Source organism: Syntrophotalea acetylenica, assembly GCF_001888165.1.
GTDB classification, from domain to species: Bacteria; Desulfobacterota; Desulfuromonadia; order Desulfuromonadales; family Syntrophotaleaceae; genus Syntrophotalea; species Syntrophotalea acetylenica.
This window is the reverse complement of the sequence record NZ_CP015455.1, coordinates 2,777,000-2,791,579: the sequence shown is the minus strand read 5'-3', so window position 1 is coordinate 2,791,579 and position 14,580 is coordinate 2,777,000. Positions and strand designations below refer to the sequence as shown.

At 51.5% G+C, this 14,580-nt stretch carries 17 protein-coding genes; 9 read left to right on the top strand and 8 right to left on the bottom strand.

Annotated features, from left to right (window positions below; all coding sequences use genetic code 11):
- Positions 1–14: 14 nt before the first annotated feature.
- The 7 genes from A6070_RS13055 to A6070_RS13025 all read left to right on the top strand — a co-directional run bounded on the left by A6070_RS13055 (position 15) and on the right by A6070_RS13025 (position 5,832).
- Entirely contained in the window at positions 15–707 is a 693-nt protein-coding gene (locus tag A6070_RS13055; protein WP_072286183.1) for an outer membrane protein, read from the top strand.
- Between the two features lie 236 nt (positions 708–943).
- Complete coding sequence (locus tag A6070_RS13050) at positions 944–1,753, top strand: HAD hydrolase-like protein (protein WP_072286182.1); 810 nt, start codon at positions 944–946, stop codon at positions 1,751–1,753.
- A 173-nt stretch (positions 1,754–1,926) separates the two neighbouring features.
- On the top strand, positions 1,927–2,652 hold the full coding sequence (locus tag A6070_RS13045; protein WP_072286181.1) for an SIMPL domain-containing protein: 726 nt from the start codon (positions 1,927–1,929) through the stop codon (positions 2,650–2,652).
- 96 nt (positions 2,653–2,748) lie between these two features.
- Positions 2,749–3,363 carry a LysE family translocator gene (locus tag A6070_RS13040; protein ID WP_072286180.1) on the top strand — a complete coding sequence of 205 codons (615 nt, stop codon included), beginning with the start codon at positions 2,749–2,751 and terminating at the stop codon, positions 3,361–3,363.
- Positions 3,364–3,561: 198 nt separating this feature from the next.
- Positions 3,562–4,113 (top strand): hypothetical protein, encoded by a 552-nt coding sequence (locus A6070_RS13035; protein WP_072286179.1) that lies wholly within the window; start codon positions 3,562–3,564, stop codon positions 4,111–4,113.
- A 41-nt stretch (positions 4,114–4,154) separates the two neighbouring features.
- Positions 4,155–5,012, top strand: a complete 858-nt coding sequence (locus A6070_RS13030; protein ID WP_072286178.1) for an MBL fold metallo-hydrolase — start codon at positions 4,155–4,157, stop codon at positions 5,010–5,012.
- 328 nt (positions 5,013–5,340) lie between these two features.
- The gene (locus tag A6070_RS13025; RefSeq protein ID WP_072286177.1) at positions 5,341–5,832 is read left to right on the top strand and encodes a C-GCAxxG-C-C family protein; all 492 of its coding nucleotides are present in this window, start codon (positions 5,341–5,343) and stop codon (positions 5,830–5,832) included.
- A gap of 201 nt (positions 5,833–6,033) precedes the next feature.
- On the opposite strand, the gene A6070_RS13020 is transcribed toward A6070_RS13025, so the two are convergent.
- Entirely contained in the window at positions 6,034–6,486 is a 453-nt protein-coding gene (locus A6070_RS13020; RefSeq protein WP_072286176.1) for a desulfoferrodoxin, read from the bottom strand.
- Positions 6,487–6,782: 296 nt separating this feature from the next.
- Positions 6,783–7,364, bottom strand: coding sequence for a DUF937 domain-containing protein (locus A6070_RS13015; protein WP_072286175.1), 582 nt, complete (start codon positions 7,362–7,364; stop codon positions 6,783–6,785).
- A 307-nt stretch (positions 7,365–7,671) separates the two neighbouring features.
- On the opposite strand from A6070_RS13015, the gene A6070_RS13010 reads away from it, so the two are divergent.
- Entirely contained in the window at positions 7,672–8,529 is an 858-nt protein-coding gene (locus A6070_RS13010) for a hypothetical protein (RefSeq protein WP_072286174.1), read from the top strand.
- Positions 8,530–8,537: 8 nt separating this feature from the next.
- Positions 8,538–9,374 (top strand): class I SAM-dependent methyltransferase, encoded by an 837-nt coding sequence (locus tag A6070_RS13005; RefSeq protein ID WP_145926365.1) that lies wholly within the window; start codon positions 8,538–8,540, stop codon positions 9,372–9,374.
- A 98-nt stretch (positions 9,375–9,472) separates the two neighbouring features.
- On the opposite strand, the gene nadE is transcribed toward A6070_RS13005, so the two are convergent.
- From nadE to A6070_RS12975, 6 genes are all read right to left on the bottom strand, one after another.
- Entirely contained in the window at positions 9,473–10,477 is a 1,005-nt protein-coding gene (nadE, locus tag A6070_RS13000) for an NAD(+) synthase (protein ID WP_072286172.1), read from the bottom strand.
- A 156-nt stretch (positions 10,478–10,633) separates the two neighbouring features.
- Positions 10,634–11,104, bottom strand: a complete 471-nt coding sequence (locus A6070_RS12995; RefSeq protein WP_072286171.1) for an HAD family hydrolase — start codon at positions 11,102–11,104, stop codon at positions 10,634–10,636.
- Between the two features lie 92 nt (positions 11,105–11,196).
- Positions 11,197–11,895 carry a phosphate ABC transporter ATP-binding protein gene (locus tag A6070_RS12990; protein WP_072288012.1) on the bottom strand — a complete coding sequence of 233 codons (699 nt, stop codon included), beginning with the start codon at positions 11,893–11,895 and terminating at the stop codon, positions 11,197–11,199.
- 14 nt (positions 11,896–11,909) lie between these two features.
- On the bottom strand, positions 11,910–12,794 hold the full coding sequence (pstA, locus tag A6070_RS12985) for a phosphate ABC transporter permease PstA (protein WP_072286170.1): 885 nt from the start codon (positions 12,792–12,794) through the stop codon (positions 11,910–11,912).
- A complete protein-coding gene (gene pstC / locus A6070_RS12980) occupies positions 12,791–13,651 on the bottom strand; it encodes a phosphate ABC transporter permease subunit PstC (RefSeq protein WP_072286169.1) in 861 nt (286 codons plus the stop codon). Before pstC ends, pstA begins: the two co-directional genes overlap by 4 nt.
- Positions 13,648–14,481 (bottom strand): phosphate ABC transporter substrate-binding protein, encoded by an 834-nt coding sequence (locus A6070_RS12975; RefSeq protein ID WP_072286168.1) that lies wholly within the window; start codon positions 14,479–14,481, stop codon positions 13,648–13,650. Before A6070_RS12975 ends, pstC begins: the two co-directional genes overlap by 4 nt.
- Positions 14,482–14,580 lie beyond the last annotated feature (99 nt).

The following is a 14,580-nucleotide window of genomic DNA, read 5'->3' as shown; positions in this document are numbered from 1 at the left end:
CAAAAGGAGGGATTATGAAACAGGTTTTTTTCGGATTTGTTGTGCTTGGATTAATGGTTGTGGCAGTACCCTCGTTGGCCGCGGATATCCCGGCGTATAACTGGTCAGGTTTTTATGTCGGCATCAATGGAGGTTACGGTTGGGGAAAGACCAATTGGGATTACATCGGAGGTACAACAAAAGCTGACCACCATGTGAGCGGGGGGATGGCCGGTGGTACCGCCGGGGCAAACCTGCAGTTATTGTCCTATCAGGGCAAAATGCCTGCTGTAGTGGGTGGCATTGAAATCGACTTCGATTGGGCGGATTTTGATGGCAGCGGTCCCTGTCCCAACCCGCGTTTTCGTGCGGAATCGAGCATTGATGCGCTGGCAACCTTACGCGGCCGGCTGGGTCTTGCATTCGGCCGTCTCCTTATTTATGGAACCGGTGGTCTTGCTGTGGGCAAAGTAGATGTTGATACTGTCGATACAGAGGGTGCTGCCATTCCCCCGAGCGGCACCCCGAAAAACGGCGAAGACAAATGGAGAGCCGGATATGTCGTTGGCGCAGGCGCTGAATATGCTTTATGGAAAAACTTCTCCCTGAAAGTTGAGTACCAATATTATGATCTGGGGAAGAGCAGACATAAGGTTGACAACGATCTTCCGGTCTATGCTGGTGCGCGTGGAGAGTTCATCCGCGGCGGCATCAACTACAAGTTTTAATCCAGCTGGGATGCAGGACGCAACAAACGTGCATCATCAATTTCATAAAGGGCATGAAAATACGCTTATATTTGGCAGTGCATGCTGTTTTCTAGAAACAGGCGGGGGGGGGCTTGAAAGATATTTGCTCTGCTTCGGACTGGTAAATACCGTGTTTTTCCGAGTTTTTACGAGGATTGCCACCACGCTTCGCACTCCGGCAACCGGTAAATTAACGTTGTTGAAGGAATCCTTCCATGATTCATAACGTGCTTTTTGATCTGGATGGTACTTTGACTGACCCTAAAGAAGGGATAACCCGGTGTATTCAATTCTCACTCACGCGGCTTGGCAGAAAAGCGCCAGCTGCAGATGCTCTATTGTGGTGCATTGGTCCGCCTCTGAGAAATTCCTTCGCCCGCTTGCTCGAAAGCGATGATGCTGAATTGTTGGATTTGGCTTTAAACCATTACCGGGAGAGATACACTGAAATTGGAATTTACGAAAACCATGTTTATCCAGGAATTGTCCCGGCGCTTCGCAAAATCCGGGAATCGGGGCGCCGGTTGCTTTTGGCTACTTCCAAACCGACGATTTTTGCCACTCGAGTTCTCGACCATTTCGACCTGACGCAGTTTTTTGATGGGATCCACGGCAGCGAGATTGATGGCCGCTTATGCGAAAAGACCGATCTTGTGGCACATATTATCAGGACATGGAATCTTGCTCCCAGCTTGACACTCATTGTGGGCGACCGGGTACATGATGTGATTGGAGGAAAAAGCAACGGCATAATGACGGCACTCGTTACCTATGGTTATGGAACCCGGCGTGAGATCGAAGCGGCAAATTCTGACTACATTTTTGAATCTCCATCTGAGTTAGTTTTCATCCGGAAACGGCCCTTTTCCGCCATGGCGGCGTCAATCCGCAGGCTTGCTTGTGCGGCGTACCGATGTACGCCTCCGCGCAGCCCCTTGATTTCCTTGCCACAACGAAAAATTGCTCGTTTCCCATATGAAAACCACGATGTATCCATCCGGAGATTCCGGATGGATAAGAGTTAGTGAAAATCTTTCAAACAAAACGCGCGACGAACCATCCGCTCGACCAGACGGCTGACTCTGGGTGGGTGCCGGAGTAAATGTATAAATCCTTGTAATTACGAATAAAGGACATGTTTTTGCAGTTGTGTTTCTGAACTCACTCCCCCTCTAACGCTAATTGTTGGGAGAAAACCATGATTAAAGAAAATCAGGTTGGCTTGTTTTTTCTGGGGCTGTTTGTAGCTATTGGCTTAGCTGTCTCCGGCTACTTTATAGGACAAACTTTGTACAATTCCAAAGTTGCCCTCAACACAGCAGAGGTTAAAGGTTTAGCTGAAAGGAGGGTTACAGCAGATCGGGTTAATTGGACAATCGCTTATAAAGTGTCCGGCAATAATAAAGAACAGATACCGAGATTATACGAACAAGCCGAAAAGCACAAGGAGACCATTAAAGATTTACTTAAAGAGAATGGTTTTACCGAAGATGAAATTCAGCTAGGAGTTCTGAGTTACGAGTTTTTTGAATATCGAGATGAAAACCAGAAATTGGTTGATGAAGCACATAGATTAACAGGGACCATTAGTGTTGAATCAAATAAAGTCGAACTCGTCAGTAAAGTTCGAAGTAACGTAAATAAACTGATTGCTAAAGGTCTTGATATTGAAAACAGACCACCTTTATATCATTTCACCAAGTTGAATGAAATAAAACCGAATATGCTTAGCGAAGCTACCAAAAACGCACGCATCGCTGCCAACGAGTTTGCTAAGAATGCCAATGTGACTGTTGGTGGAATCCGAAGTGCACGACAAGGAAATTTCATTGTAGTTGATGCCGGAGAACAATATGGCGATTCCGCAAAAATTGAAAAAGATGTTCGTGTTGTTACAACAATAACCTTTTATTTGAATGATTGATAAAGCCAGCTTGATTCATTCTTAATTTCAACAGGTTGGCCTGGTTTGCCCCCAGCTACCGTGCCCCCTATTGACCGTAGGCAGGAGGCTCTTTGAATGTTGAACCTTGAATTTCTCATCACTTCATTTGTCGTGGTCCTCATACCCGGTACGGGAGTCGTTTTCACCATATCTACCGGTCTCAGCCATGGCCGAAGGGCCAGCGTGTTTGCGGCACTGGGTTGCACTTTGGGCATTTTGCCCCATCTCCTGGCGACAGTGCTGGGACTGGCGGCTCTCATGCACACCAGCGCCCTCGCTTTTCAAACCCTGAAGTACGCTGGTGTTGCATACCTGTGCTACATTGCCCTTGCCACCTGGCGGGACCAGTCGGCTCTTGCCGTTGAAGCAGGCTCTTCTGCAGGCAAGGCCACGGATCTTGTTTTGAAGGCGTTCCTGATAAATATTCTCAACCCGAAGCTAACCATCTTCTTCCTGGCTTTTCTTCCGCAGTTTGTTCAACCAGGGGCTGCTGCGCCAGTCTTCCAGCTTATCCTGCTTAGCGCCGTTTTTATGGCCATGACGTTTGTCGTATTTGTTGTCTATGGCTTTCTTGCGCATGCGTTCCGGAAAGCGGTCATCGATTCGCCACGAGTCCAGATCTGGCTTCGCCGCAGTTTCGCAGCAACCTTTGCTGGCATGGCGGCCGAACTCTCATTCGCCGATAAATGACGGCCAGACACCAGGTCAACCGGACTGGTGACACAGGGGCGTTTTCCGTTCAGGTTTCCACGAGGCGGGCCCGTTTCATTGTGCCGGTGAGAAAATCGTTATGTGATGAACATTTGACGGTCCAGGTTTTTTTGAAAAGAATCTGCCGGGGAATTTATCTGATAAAAATTACGCCATTTCGCAAAGGGAATGTTGATTATGGGAAAAATCATCATGTTGTTTATGCTTGTAGCTTTGTTGCCAGGTTGTGCAAAACCCCTTTACTCGGTTGACCCGAACGGAAGCGTGGCTTCTGTCACCTATATCAGGCATGATGTCAATCATTATATTTCAGAAGAAACCGGGACAATTGTTCCCCGGGGAGAAAAGGATAAGTTCACCGGGAAGTTGATCTCAACCGAATGCCGCCGCACATTTCCAACGGTAATTTATCTTTACAAGTCCGTGGAATGTTCAGGCAATCCGGTTGTCATGGGCCGTCTTGACCTGAAAAAAAGCGACGATGCTACGGCCACCTTTAAGGTCAAGGCGGGTGTGCCTTTGATTAACAGTTACCGGACAAAGTTTCAAACATGCGAGAGGGACTGCTACAAGCATTTTTATACATCGTCCGTATTTGTTCCGGAGGAGAACGCAAAATATGAAGTCGTTTTAGAGCCAATTGACGGTGTCGCTGTTTACAAACTGAAAAATGGTAGAAAAATCAAACAGAAAGTTGATTCAAATTTATCAGAGTCTTGCCAATATTAAGCTAAAATGCTCTGGTTTTTGAAATAGCGAGGTATATAAAAATGCAGATTACAGAACGTATACATGCGCTAAAAATACCTTTTAAGGTGCCTGTTTCTCAGAAAGTTTCGCTCGATAGGTTCGCGTATGTTTATCTTGTTTTTGGCGACAAAATACATTTAATCGATAGCGGTGTGGCTGGTGCCGCAAAGGCAATTCTGGCGTACATAAAAGAGCACGGAAAAGAACCGGAGGACATTGCTTCTTTAATTCTTACCCATTCCCACCCCGATCACATTGGTGCAGCCAAAAGTATAAAAAAGCTGACTGGTTGTACGGTTTTTGCCCATAAAATCGAACAGGATTGGATTGAAGATACCGAACAACAATTTAAAGACAGGCCGGTCCCCGGATTTCAAAGTCTTGTGGAAGGTTCTGTAGAAATTGACAGATTTATTTCTGATGGCGAAATATTAGAATTGGGAAATAGCCTGTTTTGCACCATAGCTCACACCCCCGGCCATTCAAGAGGTTCTGTTTCACTGCTGATTGAAGAGGAAAAGTCTTTATTCTCAGGCGATGCCTTGATTTTCCCTGGTGACTTGCCAATCTACGAGAACATTGCAAATTCCATTGCCTCCATCAGAGCATTGCAAAAAATAGACAATCTGGAATATTTGTTCTCATCCTGGGAGTCTCCAATGCAAGGTCAAGAAAACATACGCAAGAGAATGGATGAGAGTATTTTATATCTCAAACGCATCCACGCTGCCGTTCTCAACAACAGCAATGATTCACCACAGCAAAATATCATGGAGTTATGCCAGAAAGTAGTCAGTGAGCTTGGACTGCCATCTTTGGCCGTTATGCCGCTTGTTGCCAAAGCATTCGCATCGAGTCTTGCTGTTGAAACAATTTAGTCTCCATCCGGAAACTTTGGATGAACACAGCGTCGTTTTCATGTGGGGAACGATCTATTTTTCGTTGTGGCCAAGCAATCAGGGATTGCGCGTAGGCGCACATCGGTTCGCCGCGTCACGCGCAGGATAGGGAAGCGGACAGCCTCCGGTTGCCCGAAAGGCGAGGCCGGGGGCGGGGCGGCCCGGGTCACACACAAGTCTGCGGATTGACGCGGCCGGTTATCGAACCAATATTTGAAAATCTCCATTTTTCCTTGAATTTACCTATCATGGATGTTCCCGGAATTCTTGCCTGATACAGGCATTTTTGTGAAAGGAAGGATGTGCCATGAATGAAGAAAAATGCTGCGAACTTGCGGAGCAGGCCTATGAGATCGCATATGAGCTGGATTCAAAATATGGCTGTTGCCCCCAATGTGTTTTGAGTGCCGTAAAAACGGTGATCGGGGACGAGGTGACAGATATGCTGATCAAGGCCAGTCATGGCTTGTCAGGTGGCGGCGCTCTTGTCGGTACCGGTTTATGCGGCGCTCTGACAGGCGGAATCCTTGCCCTGGGCGCGAGGTATGGACGGGATCCCGATGCATTCAGCTCCGGCCCGGGTCTGGAAAATTTCCATGCGGGACGTGAACTTGTCTATCGCTTCGAGTCCGAGTTTGGCGGCATCTCGTGCGAGTATCTGCAACAGCGATTCAGCGGACGCACCTGGAACTTCTGGAACGCCAGCGAGTACCTGATGTTCGCCAATGAGCGCGGGAACCGGTGCGCCCGGGTCAGCGGCCTGGTGGCAAAGTGGGTTGTCGAGATGCTGCTTTCCTGATGCGGTAGCCGCTAGTGAAAACTTCGCCAGGCGAAATGCGGGAGATTCCCCGGGGCAAGGACAGAGCCGGGACGTTCGTCTAAAAAACCGGGCTGCCCATTTTGCAGGGAACAGCCCGGTATCCATTTGGCTTTTACCCTTGAAAAACCTGTTTGGATGCGATCCATGGGCCTTGGGTTTCACCCTGGCCTCGCAAATCGATCAGAAGGTTGCCGTCCAGAGGCCATGAATATTGCAGTAGGCACGGGCAACAACCTCACTGTCCGGTGTACAGAACTCCGCGTCGGGATTTTCACCGGCTTCGCAAACAAGGGCTTTTGCCTTGCCCGGGGTGCCGCTGATGCGGAACTTGACTACCGGCTCTTCACCGGGTTGCAGGCGCTGGCGACAAACCTTGCCGTCGACAACCAGTTCGACCCACTCGATGTAGTGTTTTTCCTCCATCGGATGCGCCATGCTGCCGACTTTGACCTTGAACCCTGACATGGTTTTTTCGATGACAGGTACATGTTTTTCCTTGGCCGCATCGACAGTATTCTCAACCATCAGCTTCATGGCCGCACCGCAACAGATCAATTCGCCAGCTCCTTCATGCACGACTTCAACAATATTCCCACAGGCATCGCATTTGTAGATTTCCAGCAGCTTCGGCATTGGCTCCTCCTTGTATGGCTGGTTTGTTTGCATTCAAAACCGCGTCTTCTTCCAACTCCGGAAAATCGACAACCCTGCAAGGGACCTATGGTCCCTTGCTTATACAGCAGCGACCGGCCCCCGCACCGTGGCTATCTTCCGATGATGTGAAAAAAATTGTTCTTTTACTATAACACGCCAATTCTCATCAGCAACTTTGCAGGTCACTGCAAAGCCCTGGAGGGGAATCCCGGAATCCCCGCCCATGGACCCGTTCTCCTGGGGCGGGGAGTGACTACGGAGCCTTGTGCCCGGGACTACGGCTGGCGCATTGTCTTTCCGGCCATCCGGATGATGTCGTCCAGCGGATTGCCGTCGCCGTTCAGGTCGAGCATTGCGGCAAAGTTTGACGTTGTGGCGCCGCGACCGCCAAGCAGGCCCTTCAGCAGGCTGGCGAGCCCTTTCGGGGAGCGCTGTGATGCTGTGGTGGCGGTACTACCCTGCTTCGCCATGTAGCCCGTAACCAGCATCGCCAGCATCGGCAGCATCTTTTTCAGCAGTGTCTGGTCGAGGCCCGATTGTGATGCTGCGTTCTGTGCGACAGCACGGCTGACGTCTTTGGACCCGAAGATTGTTCCAAGGATGTTGTTGCCGCGGCTTACGTCCGTCGGCTGCGCTGCCAGCACCTGGTCGAAAAGGCCGCCACCGCCTAGTTGGCCGAGCAGGCCGCCGAGGCCTTCAAGACCCGTGGGCTGCGATTGTGCCTGCTTCTTGAACCCGCCGAGGATAGCCGGGATGAGAGCTTCGGCACCGCTTGCAGCCTGGGTTTCGTCGATGTCCAGTTCTCGCGCGATAGATTGGAGTCCGCCCATTTTGGCGAGGATGTCGGTGATCTGCATGTGTCCGATCCTTTGCTTTGATGGTTGCCCTTCTGGCTCAGTCCAAAAGGTCCGGGGGTATATTGCCGCCGTTGGAGACTTTGCTATTCTCTTTTCTGGTTTGTAAGGTTATGTGACCCGGCCAGGTCGCAAGGGTACATAGCCTTCTGCTCCCTGATAGTATACAATTTCCGAGAGAGTTTTGAGGTCCCCGTAGCCGGGGTTGGAAAAAAACATACCGGGAGTCACGGAACACTTTCCCTGTCAGGGAGTGCCCCGTTTCGGTATGGCGCAGTAAATAATGGTTTGGGATATCGGGTGACTGAAAATGCATAAAAAGACCATTGCCATTGTTACGGACAAGCCGAAATCGGTCTTCAACTCCTCCTATCTGATCAGCTATTTGATACCCTTGTGGCAGGACCGGGGCCACCGGGTGGTGATAAGCACGAAGTGGCCCTTTCCTGATGCCGATGTCGCTCTTCTGCATGTTGATCTCACCAGAGTGCCGCTTGTTTATCGCTTGATATCCAAAAAATACCCGGTGGTTCTAAACGGAAACTTCCCTGATAATTCCAAAGCGATAGTAAGCCAGCACCTGTTGAAGATTGAGGATCATTATGCTGGACCCGTTATCGTCAAGACCAATGGCAATTTTGGCGGCATGCCTGATATCGCTAAAAGTTCCAAAGGGGATAGCCGCAGGGTGCTGAATGAAACATCCAATTTGGAAACGTTGAATTGGCACGCTATCCGGGCGATAAGTCCGGAAAGTTATCCTGTTTTTCGCGACAAATCAGACGTTCCGGCAGGGGTGTGGCGCAACAGGCATCTGGTGGTGGAAAAGTTCCTGCCCGAGTACGACGGTAATGGTCTGTATCGCATGCGGGCCTGTTTCCTTTTTGGCGATCAGGAAGTAAACATGGTGGTTACCTCGGAAAAACCGGTTATCAAGGGGAGTAATATCTGCAGCAGGGAGTTGTTGGATGAACCGGCTCCCGAGGCGCTCAGGGTTTTGCGAAAAAAGCTGAAAATCGATTTTGGCCGGTTGGATTATGCCGTCTCGGAGGGCAGGGTCGTTCTTTACGATGCCAATAAAACCGCGACACTGAGCCGGCAGTCTGGTCTTGAATGGGCCGACAGGGTTATCCGCCCCTTGTCGCACGGCATTGAAAAATATCTGTGAGGTCACGTATGGCAAATATTGAATGGAATTCCGATGTCGTCTATTCCAGAATCATGAGCCAGACAGACAAAAAACGCTACGCCGCAGGTTCTCCCGACCCCTGCGAGGTCGGCGTGTATGCCGGCTGTCTGCCCGAAAACAGCTCGATCGGCGTGGTTCTGGGGATGACGCCCGAGTTGCGGAATATGGCGGCACAACACTGCAGTCAATTGATATCCATCGATCATAGCGAGGCGGCCATTGCCACCTACAAGGATTGGCTGGCGCCGGCGCTGCGGCACAAGGAGCAGGTGGTGCACGGCGATTGGAGCGCCCTGGAGAGCATTTTACCGGAAGCTCCGGATTTCATTCTCGGGGATGGTGTTTTTGGCAATATCGTTCCAGTTGACAAGTATTCAAATCTGCTTTGCGCGATAAGAGCGGCTTTGTCCCGCAAAGGCTGTTTTGTTACGCGACATTGTCTGATGCCCGAAGCGGTTTTGGACAAACCGGAGCACCGTCGGGATCTCCTCGAAAAGTTCCGCCGGCACCTGATAGACGAAGCCGGGTTTGGTTTGAGCATGCGCCTGCAGGGATATGTTGATATTGCCTACGACAGAGCCGGCTTTGTCCTGGATAACGCGAAAGTGTTTTCGGCGGTCGACAGGGATCATGAATCCGGCATGCTTTCATTATCCGAATATCAGATAATCCGGCGCTATCTGTTTGGCGGGTTGAACACCATCCCTACGAGAAATGCCTGGGAAGCATTGTTGAATAAGGCCGGTTTCACCTTTGAGCGACGGCATTGCCGGGGAAAATACTGGTACGATTATTACCCGATATATGTCTGCCGCCCTTTGTGAACCCCCAAGCGGGAGATGAAAACGGAAGCGGTCCCGGTCCCAGACCAAATTTTGCCCCCGAAACGAGTCGCGTATCTCTGGCCGATGTTTTTCCGGTTTTATTCCGTGCGGAGGCAGGACTTCTGTCGGGATGTCACCCGCAATGCGCTGGCGGGGCCGCCGTCGACCGGGGGCGTGGCCGGGGTGGTGGCGCGCTTCCAGGCGGAGAGGCGGCGCAGCGTGCGAACCAGGGCCAGATCCCGGGGTGAGACGCCGCTGGCCTGAATGGTCGGGTCGGGCAGATCCCGGGCCAGCAGGTCCAGGATAATATCGAGAGTCCGATAGCTGATGCCCATGCCGAATTCGTCGGTTATCCCGTTGCGCATGTCCGGGCTGGGCGCGCATTCTCGAATTCTTTCAGGCACGCCCAGCGCCGCCGCCAACTGACGCACCTGGGTTTTATAAAGGCCTGAAAGGGGTTGCAGGGGCAGGTCGTCGATGCCGCCTTTGACGAACCAGCCGACAAGGATTTCAGAGCGGTTGGCGCCACCGAGCAGCAGCCAGGCGTTTTCTACGGCCACTTGTTCCAGTCGGGTCCGGCGGTAGATGTGGCGTATGTCAAAGCCGTTGACGATGGGCCGGATGGCGAGGTCGTAGATGCGCCTCTTGCAGGCGGAAAACGATGTCTCCTGACTGCCGAGTCGCAAGGAGGACATGAAAGGGGTTTCTCCGAACAGGCGCTGGTAGAGGTTTTGAACCAGCCGGTTGAACCATTGGGGCTGCCCTTTGCCGCTCATGATCGGGGAGGCGTAAACTCCCCGCTTCGCCATTTCGCGGCTGATATCTTCGATTTCCAGCTTCAGGCCCAGCCAGTTGGCCACCAGTTCAGCCTTGGCGCGACTGTCTTTTTCGCTGTGCCGATCAAACAGGTAGGCAACGTGAACCTTGTCCGGTCCCAGGGCGCGCACCGCCAGACAGGCCAGAACGGCGGAGTCGATGCCTCCGCTGAGCCCTGTCAGGAGTCCCTGGGCATCGTGCTCTCCGGCTGTCTGGCGAATATACGCCTCCAATTGCCGAATGGCCGCATCGGCATCGATTTCCAGGTTGCAATTCGCCCAGGGCATGTTTTCCCCCTTTGCACGTTCCATGGAAACCGGTTCAATCCACCGCTGTCGTTAAAACTATATTTGTTATTGCGAAGGTATCAAACTGCCCGCTGCATATTCCTGGTTGCCGCAGGCCGTTCCCAGTTCGCCACAGAGATTCTCCCAACAGGCCGGTCAGTTCCTCATCGTTGCAGTTAACCGATGTGGCTGTAGCAGCAGGTCCAGAGCATCGTTGATATCGTTACAGACAATATCCGCAGCTTGCATCGCAGCGATAGCGGCTCCTTCTTTCTGAACAACACAGACTCCCAAGGCCGCATGTTGCAGCAACATGCCATCATTCCTCCCATTTCCAATCGCCAGTACACTTTTCAGACCCAGATTCTCGGCATATTCCAGTTTGGCCTGATCCTGCCGGTTTTTACCGATAATTTTCAACGTACAGGAAATCTTCGCCAGTTCCGAGCGGGCACTCGCGTTGGTATCGGCGGTAATGACATGCAGGGAAACCAATGGACTCAACTCTTCGAGTCGTGAGGCGACCCCGGGAATCAGCTTGCCATCGACAGCAAGCGTGCCGTTGAAATCGAGAATGACATGTTCAATTGTGAGGCTTTCTTTGTCGGGAATATGGAGGGACAGCATGAAACACCCCTTTGCTTGAAAGATATGACAAAGCCAGGCCCGGCTGGACTTGTATCCGGTATTTCGGGCAATTGCGGAAAAGTTCTGCTTATTCAGGAAACAACGGTACTGTCATCAAACGTGACGATATGATCGGAAATACGGCTTACTTGCTCCAGATAATGGGAAACCAGCAGAATGGTCAGGCGATCCTTCAGCCCCACAAGAAGCTCTTCAATCGCTGCCATCGACGCCTGATCCAGGGATGAGGTAGGCTCGTCCAGGAGTAACACTTCCGGTTCCAGGGTCAGCGCACGCGCAATGCACAGTCGCTGCTGTTGTCCCCCTGAAAGGCTGCGAGCATCATCATTCAGCCGATCCTTGACCTCGTCCCACAAATTCGCCATCCGCAATGCGTGTTCCACCTTGTGCTCGATCAGCTTCCGGTTTCTTTCGCCGGCCAGTTTCAGAGGAAAGGCGATATTTTTGTGAATGCTCATGGGCAGAGGATTGGGGGCCTGGAAAACCATGGCCACCATTTTCCTCAACTCCGTCACCGGCATGGCGGGAGCATAGACGTCACGAAATCTGCCTTGCAGCTTAATCTCCACCGCCCCGCTCATATCCGCATCCGACACGTTTTCCCACAGACGATTGAGAGTCATGAGAAATGTGGATTTGCCGACACCGGAAGGCCCGGTAAGAGCCGTAATCGCATTCTCGGCAAAATTCACGTTGACATCTTTCAGTATCAGCCGGTTCCGGTAGGAAAAAAATAGATTTTCGACGCGGATTTTGATCGCTTCAGTCATGGTTTGGCTCTGGCTCATGGCCGGTAAAATACGAAGTGCGACAATCCCTTCCTGATACCATAGGCTACTGCGAAAAGGAGGGCACACAAAAGCAGGAGGATAATGGATGCCCCATACCCCCGCATCAGTTCCTCGGGATCGGAATACTGGGATGAAATGTAATAGATATAAAAGGGCAGCGCTTCGAATTGGGCAAAAACAGAACGCGGCACCCCGGCAGAGGCAACAGCCCCGGTCAGCATAATAACCGCCGTATCTTCGGCACAACGGCCAATGGCAAGAATGATTCCGCTCATGATGCCGGAGAGGGACCGGGGGATCAGTACCAGAAAAACATTCTGCAACCGCGTGGCCCCCAAGGCGAGGGCCGTCATGCGAATATTCGAAGGAATACCCTCGAGAGCCGCCTGGGTCGTACGGATAATATAGGGCAAAACGAGCAACGACAGTGCAATGCTCGATATGAGCAGGCACGGACCGATCCGGTTGGAATACTGTTTGTGCAGAAATACGGCAAAGGAAAAACCGAAAAGTCCGATGACGATGGAAGGGATACCGGACAGAACATCAAAAAAAGCATCCAGTGCTCTTTTTATCCGTGAACCGGCATACTCCGCAAGGTAGATGCCCGTGGAGATACCTATCGGGATGGCCAGTACAATGGACAGAATGACAAGAACAAGTGTGCCGGCAATGGCCGGAAAGAGCCCGTCAAAAACCCGGGCCCTGAATAACAGCGCCCGCAACGGAGGGGTATCGCCGAAAATCAAAGACAGATTGAGGCAGGTGTATCCTTTGATAAACAAGTATCCGAGTAGCACCAAAACGGCAGACACCAGGATCAGGCCGGCTATCCACGCAAAAACAATGGAAAAAATTTCGAGAGTCCGGGGTTTCAAGCTTTTTTGTTCTCCGCAAAACTGAGATATCGAGCCAGAAACGTTACCACCAAGGTGAACAGATAGAGAACAACCCCGCAGGAAAAAATCGACCGGAACTCGGGGCTCTCGTAATCCGCGGCGATCACCAGAGCGATATGTGCCGTAAGGGTTCGGGCCGGTTCCAGAACCGATTCGGGAACCTGGACCGAGTTGCCAGCCAGCATCAGTGCCACGAGCGTGTCGCCCACAGCCCGGCCCAAAGCCAGAATAACGCCATTAAGCAGCCCCTTTCTCGCTGAGGGAAGAATAACATAAAGCAGTTTTTGCACAGGACTCGCGCCCAGCGCATCGGCGGCATCCAGATAGGATCGGGGAATTCTGGCGAAACTGTCACAAAAGAAAAGAGTCATGGTGGGTGTGATCATGATGCCGAGCACCAGGGCCGCGGTAAGCACGCACATCCCTGATCCGTCCTGAAAAAGTTCCCGGACAAATGGAACAAGCAGAAAGATACCCACGAAACCATAGATAACCGTTGGGATCCCCGTCATCAACTCGATGAGTCGACGAAAAACCCGGCTGACAGGTTTCGGAGCAATGGTTGTAATCAGAAAGGAGCAACCGAGGCTGAGGGGAAAAGCGACGGCCAAGCCCAGCAGTGAAATGCACGCCGTACCCACGATCATCGGATAGATACCGAAGGCTCCCTGATACGGTGCCCACGGTTTCACCAGGAGTTGGTAAAACCCGCCCTCTCTCATCAGAGGCAAGCCCATGAATACCATGAACACCAGAATGGCAACGGTGATCAAAGAGCTTGCCAGTGCGGAGAGGAAAAATGCCCTCTCCGCAACCCGTTCTCCAATCTTTTTCATCGGACCGGAATGAATCCTTTTTCTTCAATAATCTTCTTGCCCTCCGGCGTAAAAAGAAAATCGAGGAATTTTTTTGTCAGTCCCGATGGCTCCCCCCTGGTGTTGCTGTAAAGACCGCGGGCGATGGTATAAGTCCCTTCCTGAACCGTTTCGATGGTCGGCACAACCCCGTCCAGAGCAACGGGAGCCACGGTCGCATCGATGTGACCGACAGATACGTAACCAATACCGTAGGGGTCCTGAGCAATCGCCGATTTCATCGCGCCGTTGGATACCACGACATGGGCTCCGGGAATGATCTCTCCCTCGTCCAGGCCCTTTTTCCAGAAGACCTCCCGGGTCCCGCTGGCTTCATCGCGGGTGTAAATATTTATTTTTCTGTCTTCCCCGCCCAGCATTTTCCAGTTTTCGATCTTGCCGGCAAAAATATCCTTCATCTGGCTTTTGCTCAGCGCCTTCACCGGATTTTTGGGATTGACTACCGGTCCGACACCGTCAATGGCCCATTTGTGCAAAACGAGCTTATAGCGGCTAATTTCTTCGTCAGTCGGTTTGCGTCCGCTGTTACCGATAGCCACCAGGCCTTCCCCCACCTGCTTGATGCCAACACCCGAGCCCCCACCGGCAATGCTGATCTGGATCTCAGGATTCATGACCATGATTTTTTTGGCAGCATCTTTCATGACAGGAATATGCGCGGTCCCTCCGGATATTTTCAGCACGCCCTTCTCGCCTTGAAACGGATCAAGGCTTCCGGAAAAAGCCGGTGCACAGACCAGCAGCAGAATGGAAATAATCAATAACGGTTGAATCCAGGAAATTTTCTTCATATGCTCCTCCGAAAAAAGTGGAAAAAACTCGATTCGAAGCTAGCAAATGCCTGGCTGGTTGTCTAATTGTAAATTTAAATACAAAGTTGCGGAATTATT

Excerpts from the sequence above, each read along its gene's own strand:
- A6070_RS13005 (WP_145926365.1), top strand. The coding sequence starts at position 8,538 with ATGGCAAATATTGAATGGAATTCCGATGTCGTCTATTCCAGAATCATG.
- A6070_RS12975 (WP_072286168.1), bottom strand. The coding sequence starts at position 14,481 with ATGAAGAAAATTTCCTGGATTCAACCGTTATTGATTATTTCCATTCTG.
- A6070_RS12995 (WP_072286171.1), bottom strand. The coding sequence starts at position 11,104 with ATGCTGTCCCTCCATATTCCCGACAAAGAAAGCCTCACAATTGAACAT.
- pstC (WP_072286169.1), bottom strand. The coding sequence starts at position 13,651 with ATGAAAAAGATTGGAGAACGGGTTGCGGAGAGGGCATTTTTCCTCTCC.
- A6070_RS13045 (WP_072286181.1), top strand. The coding sequence starts at position 1,927 with ATGATTAAAGAAAATCAGGTTGGCTTGTTTTTTCTGGGGCTGTTTGTA.
- A6070_RS13040 (WP_072286180.1), top strand. The coding sequence starts at position 2,749 with ATGTTGAACCTTGAATTTCTCATCACTTCATTTGTCGTGGTCCTCATA.
- A6070_RS13010 (WP_072286174.1), top strand. The coding sequence starts at position 7,672 with ATGCATAAAAAGACCATTGCCATTGTTACGGACAAGCCGAAATCGGTC.
- A6070_RS12990 (WP_072288012.1), bottom strand. The coding sequence starts at position 11,895 with ATGACTGAAGCGATCAAAATCCGCGTCGAAAATCTATTTTTTTCCTAC.
- nadE (WP_072286172.1), bottom strand. The coding sequence starts at position 10,477 with ATGCCCTGGGCGAATTGCAACCTGGAAATCGATGCCGATGCGGCCATT.
- A6070_RS13025 (WP_072286177.1), top strand. The coding sequence starts at position 5,341 with ATGAATGAAGAAAAATGCTGCGAACTTGCGGAGCAGGCCTATGAGATC.
- A6070_RS13050 (WP_072286182.1), top strand. The coding sequence starts at position 944 with ATGATTCATAACGTGCTTTTTGATCTGGATGGTACTTTGACTGACCCT.
- A6070_RS13020 (WP_072286176.1), bottom strand. The coding sequence starts at position 6,486 with ATGCCGAAGCTGCTGGAAATCTACAAATGCGATGCCTGTGGGAATATT.
- A6070_RS13015 (WP_072286175.1), bottom strand. The coding sequence starts at position 7,364 with ATGCAGATCACCGACATCCTCGCCAAAATGGGCGGACTCCAATCTATC.
- A6070_RS13035 (WP_072286179.1), top strand. The coding sequence starts at position 3,562 with ATGGGAAAAATCATCATGTTGTTTATGCTTGTAGCTTTGTTGCCAGGT.
- A6070_RS13055 (WP_072286183.1), top strand. The coding sequence starts at position 15 with ATGAAACAGGTTTTTTTCGGATTTGTTGTGCTTGGATTAATGGTTGTG.
- A6070_RS13030 (WP_072286178.1), top strand. The coding sequence starts at position 4,155 with ATGCAGATTACAGAACGTATACATGCGCTAAAAATACCTTTTAAGGTG.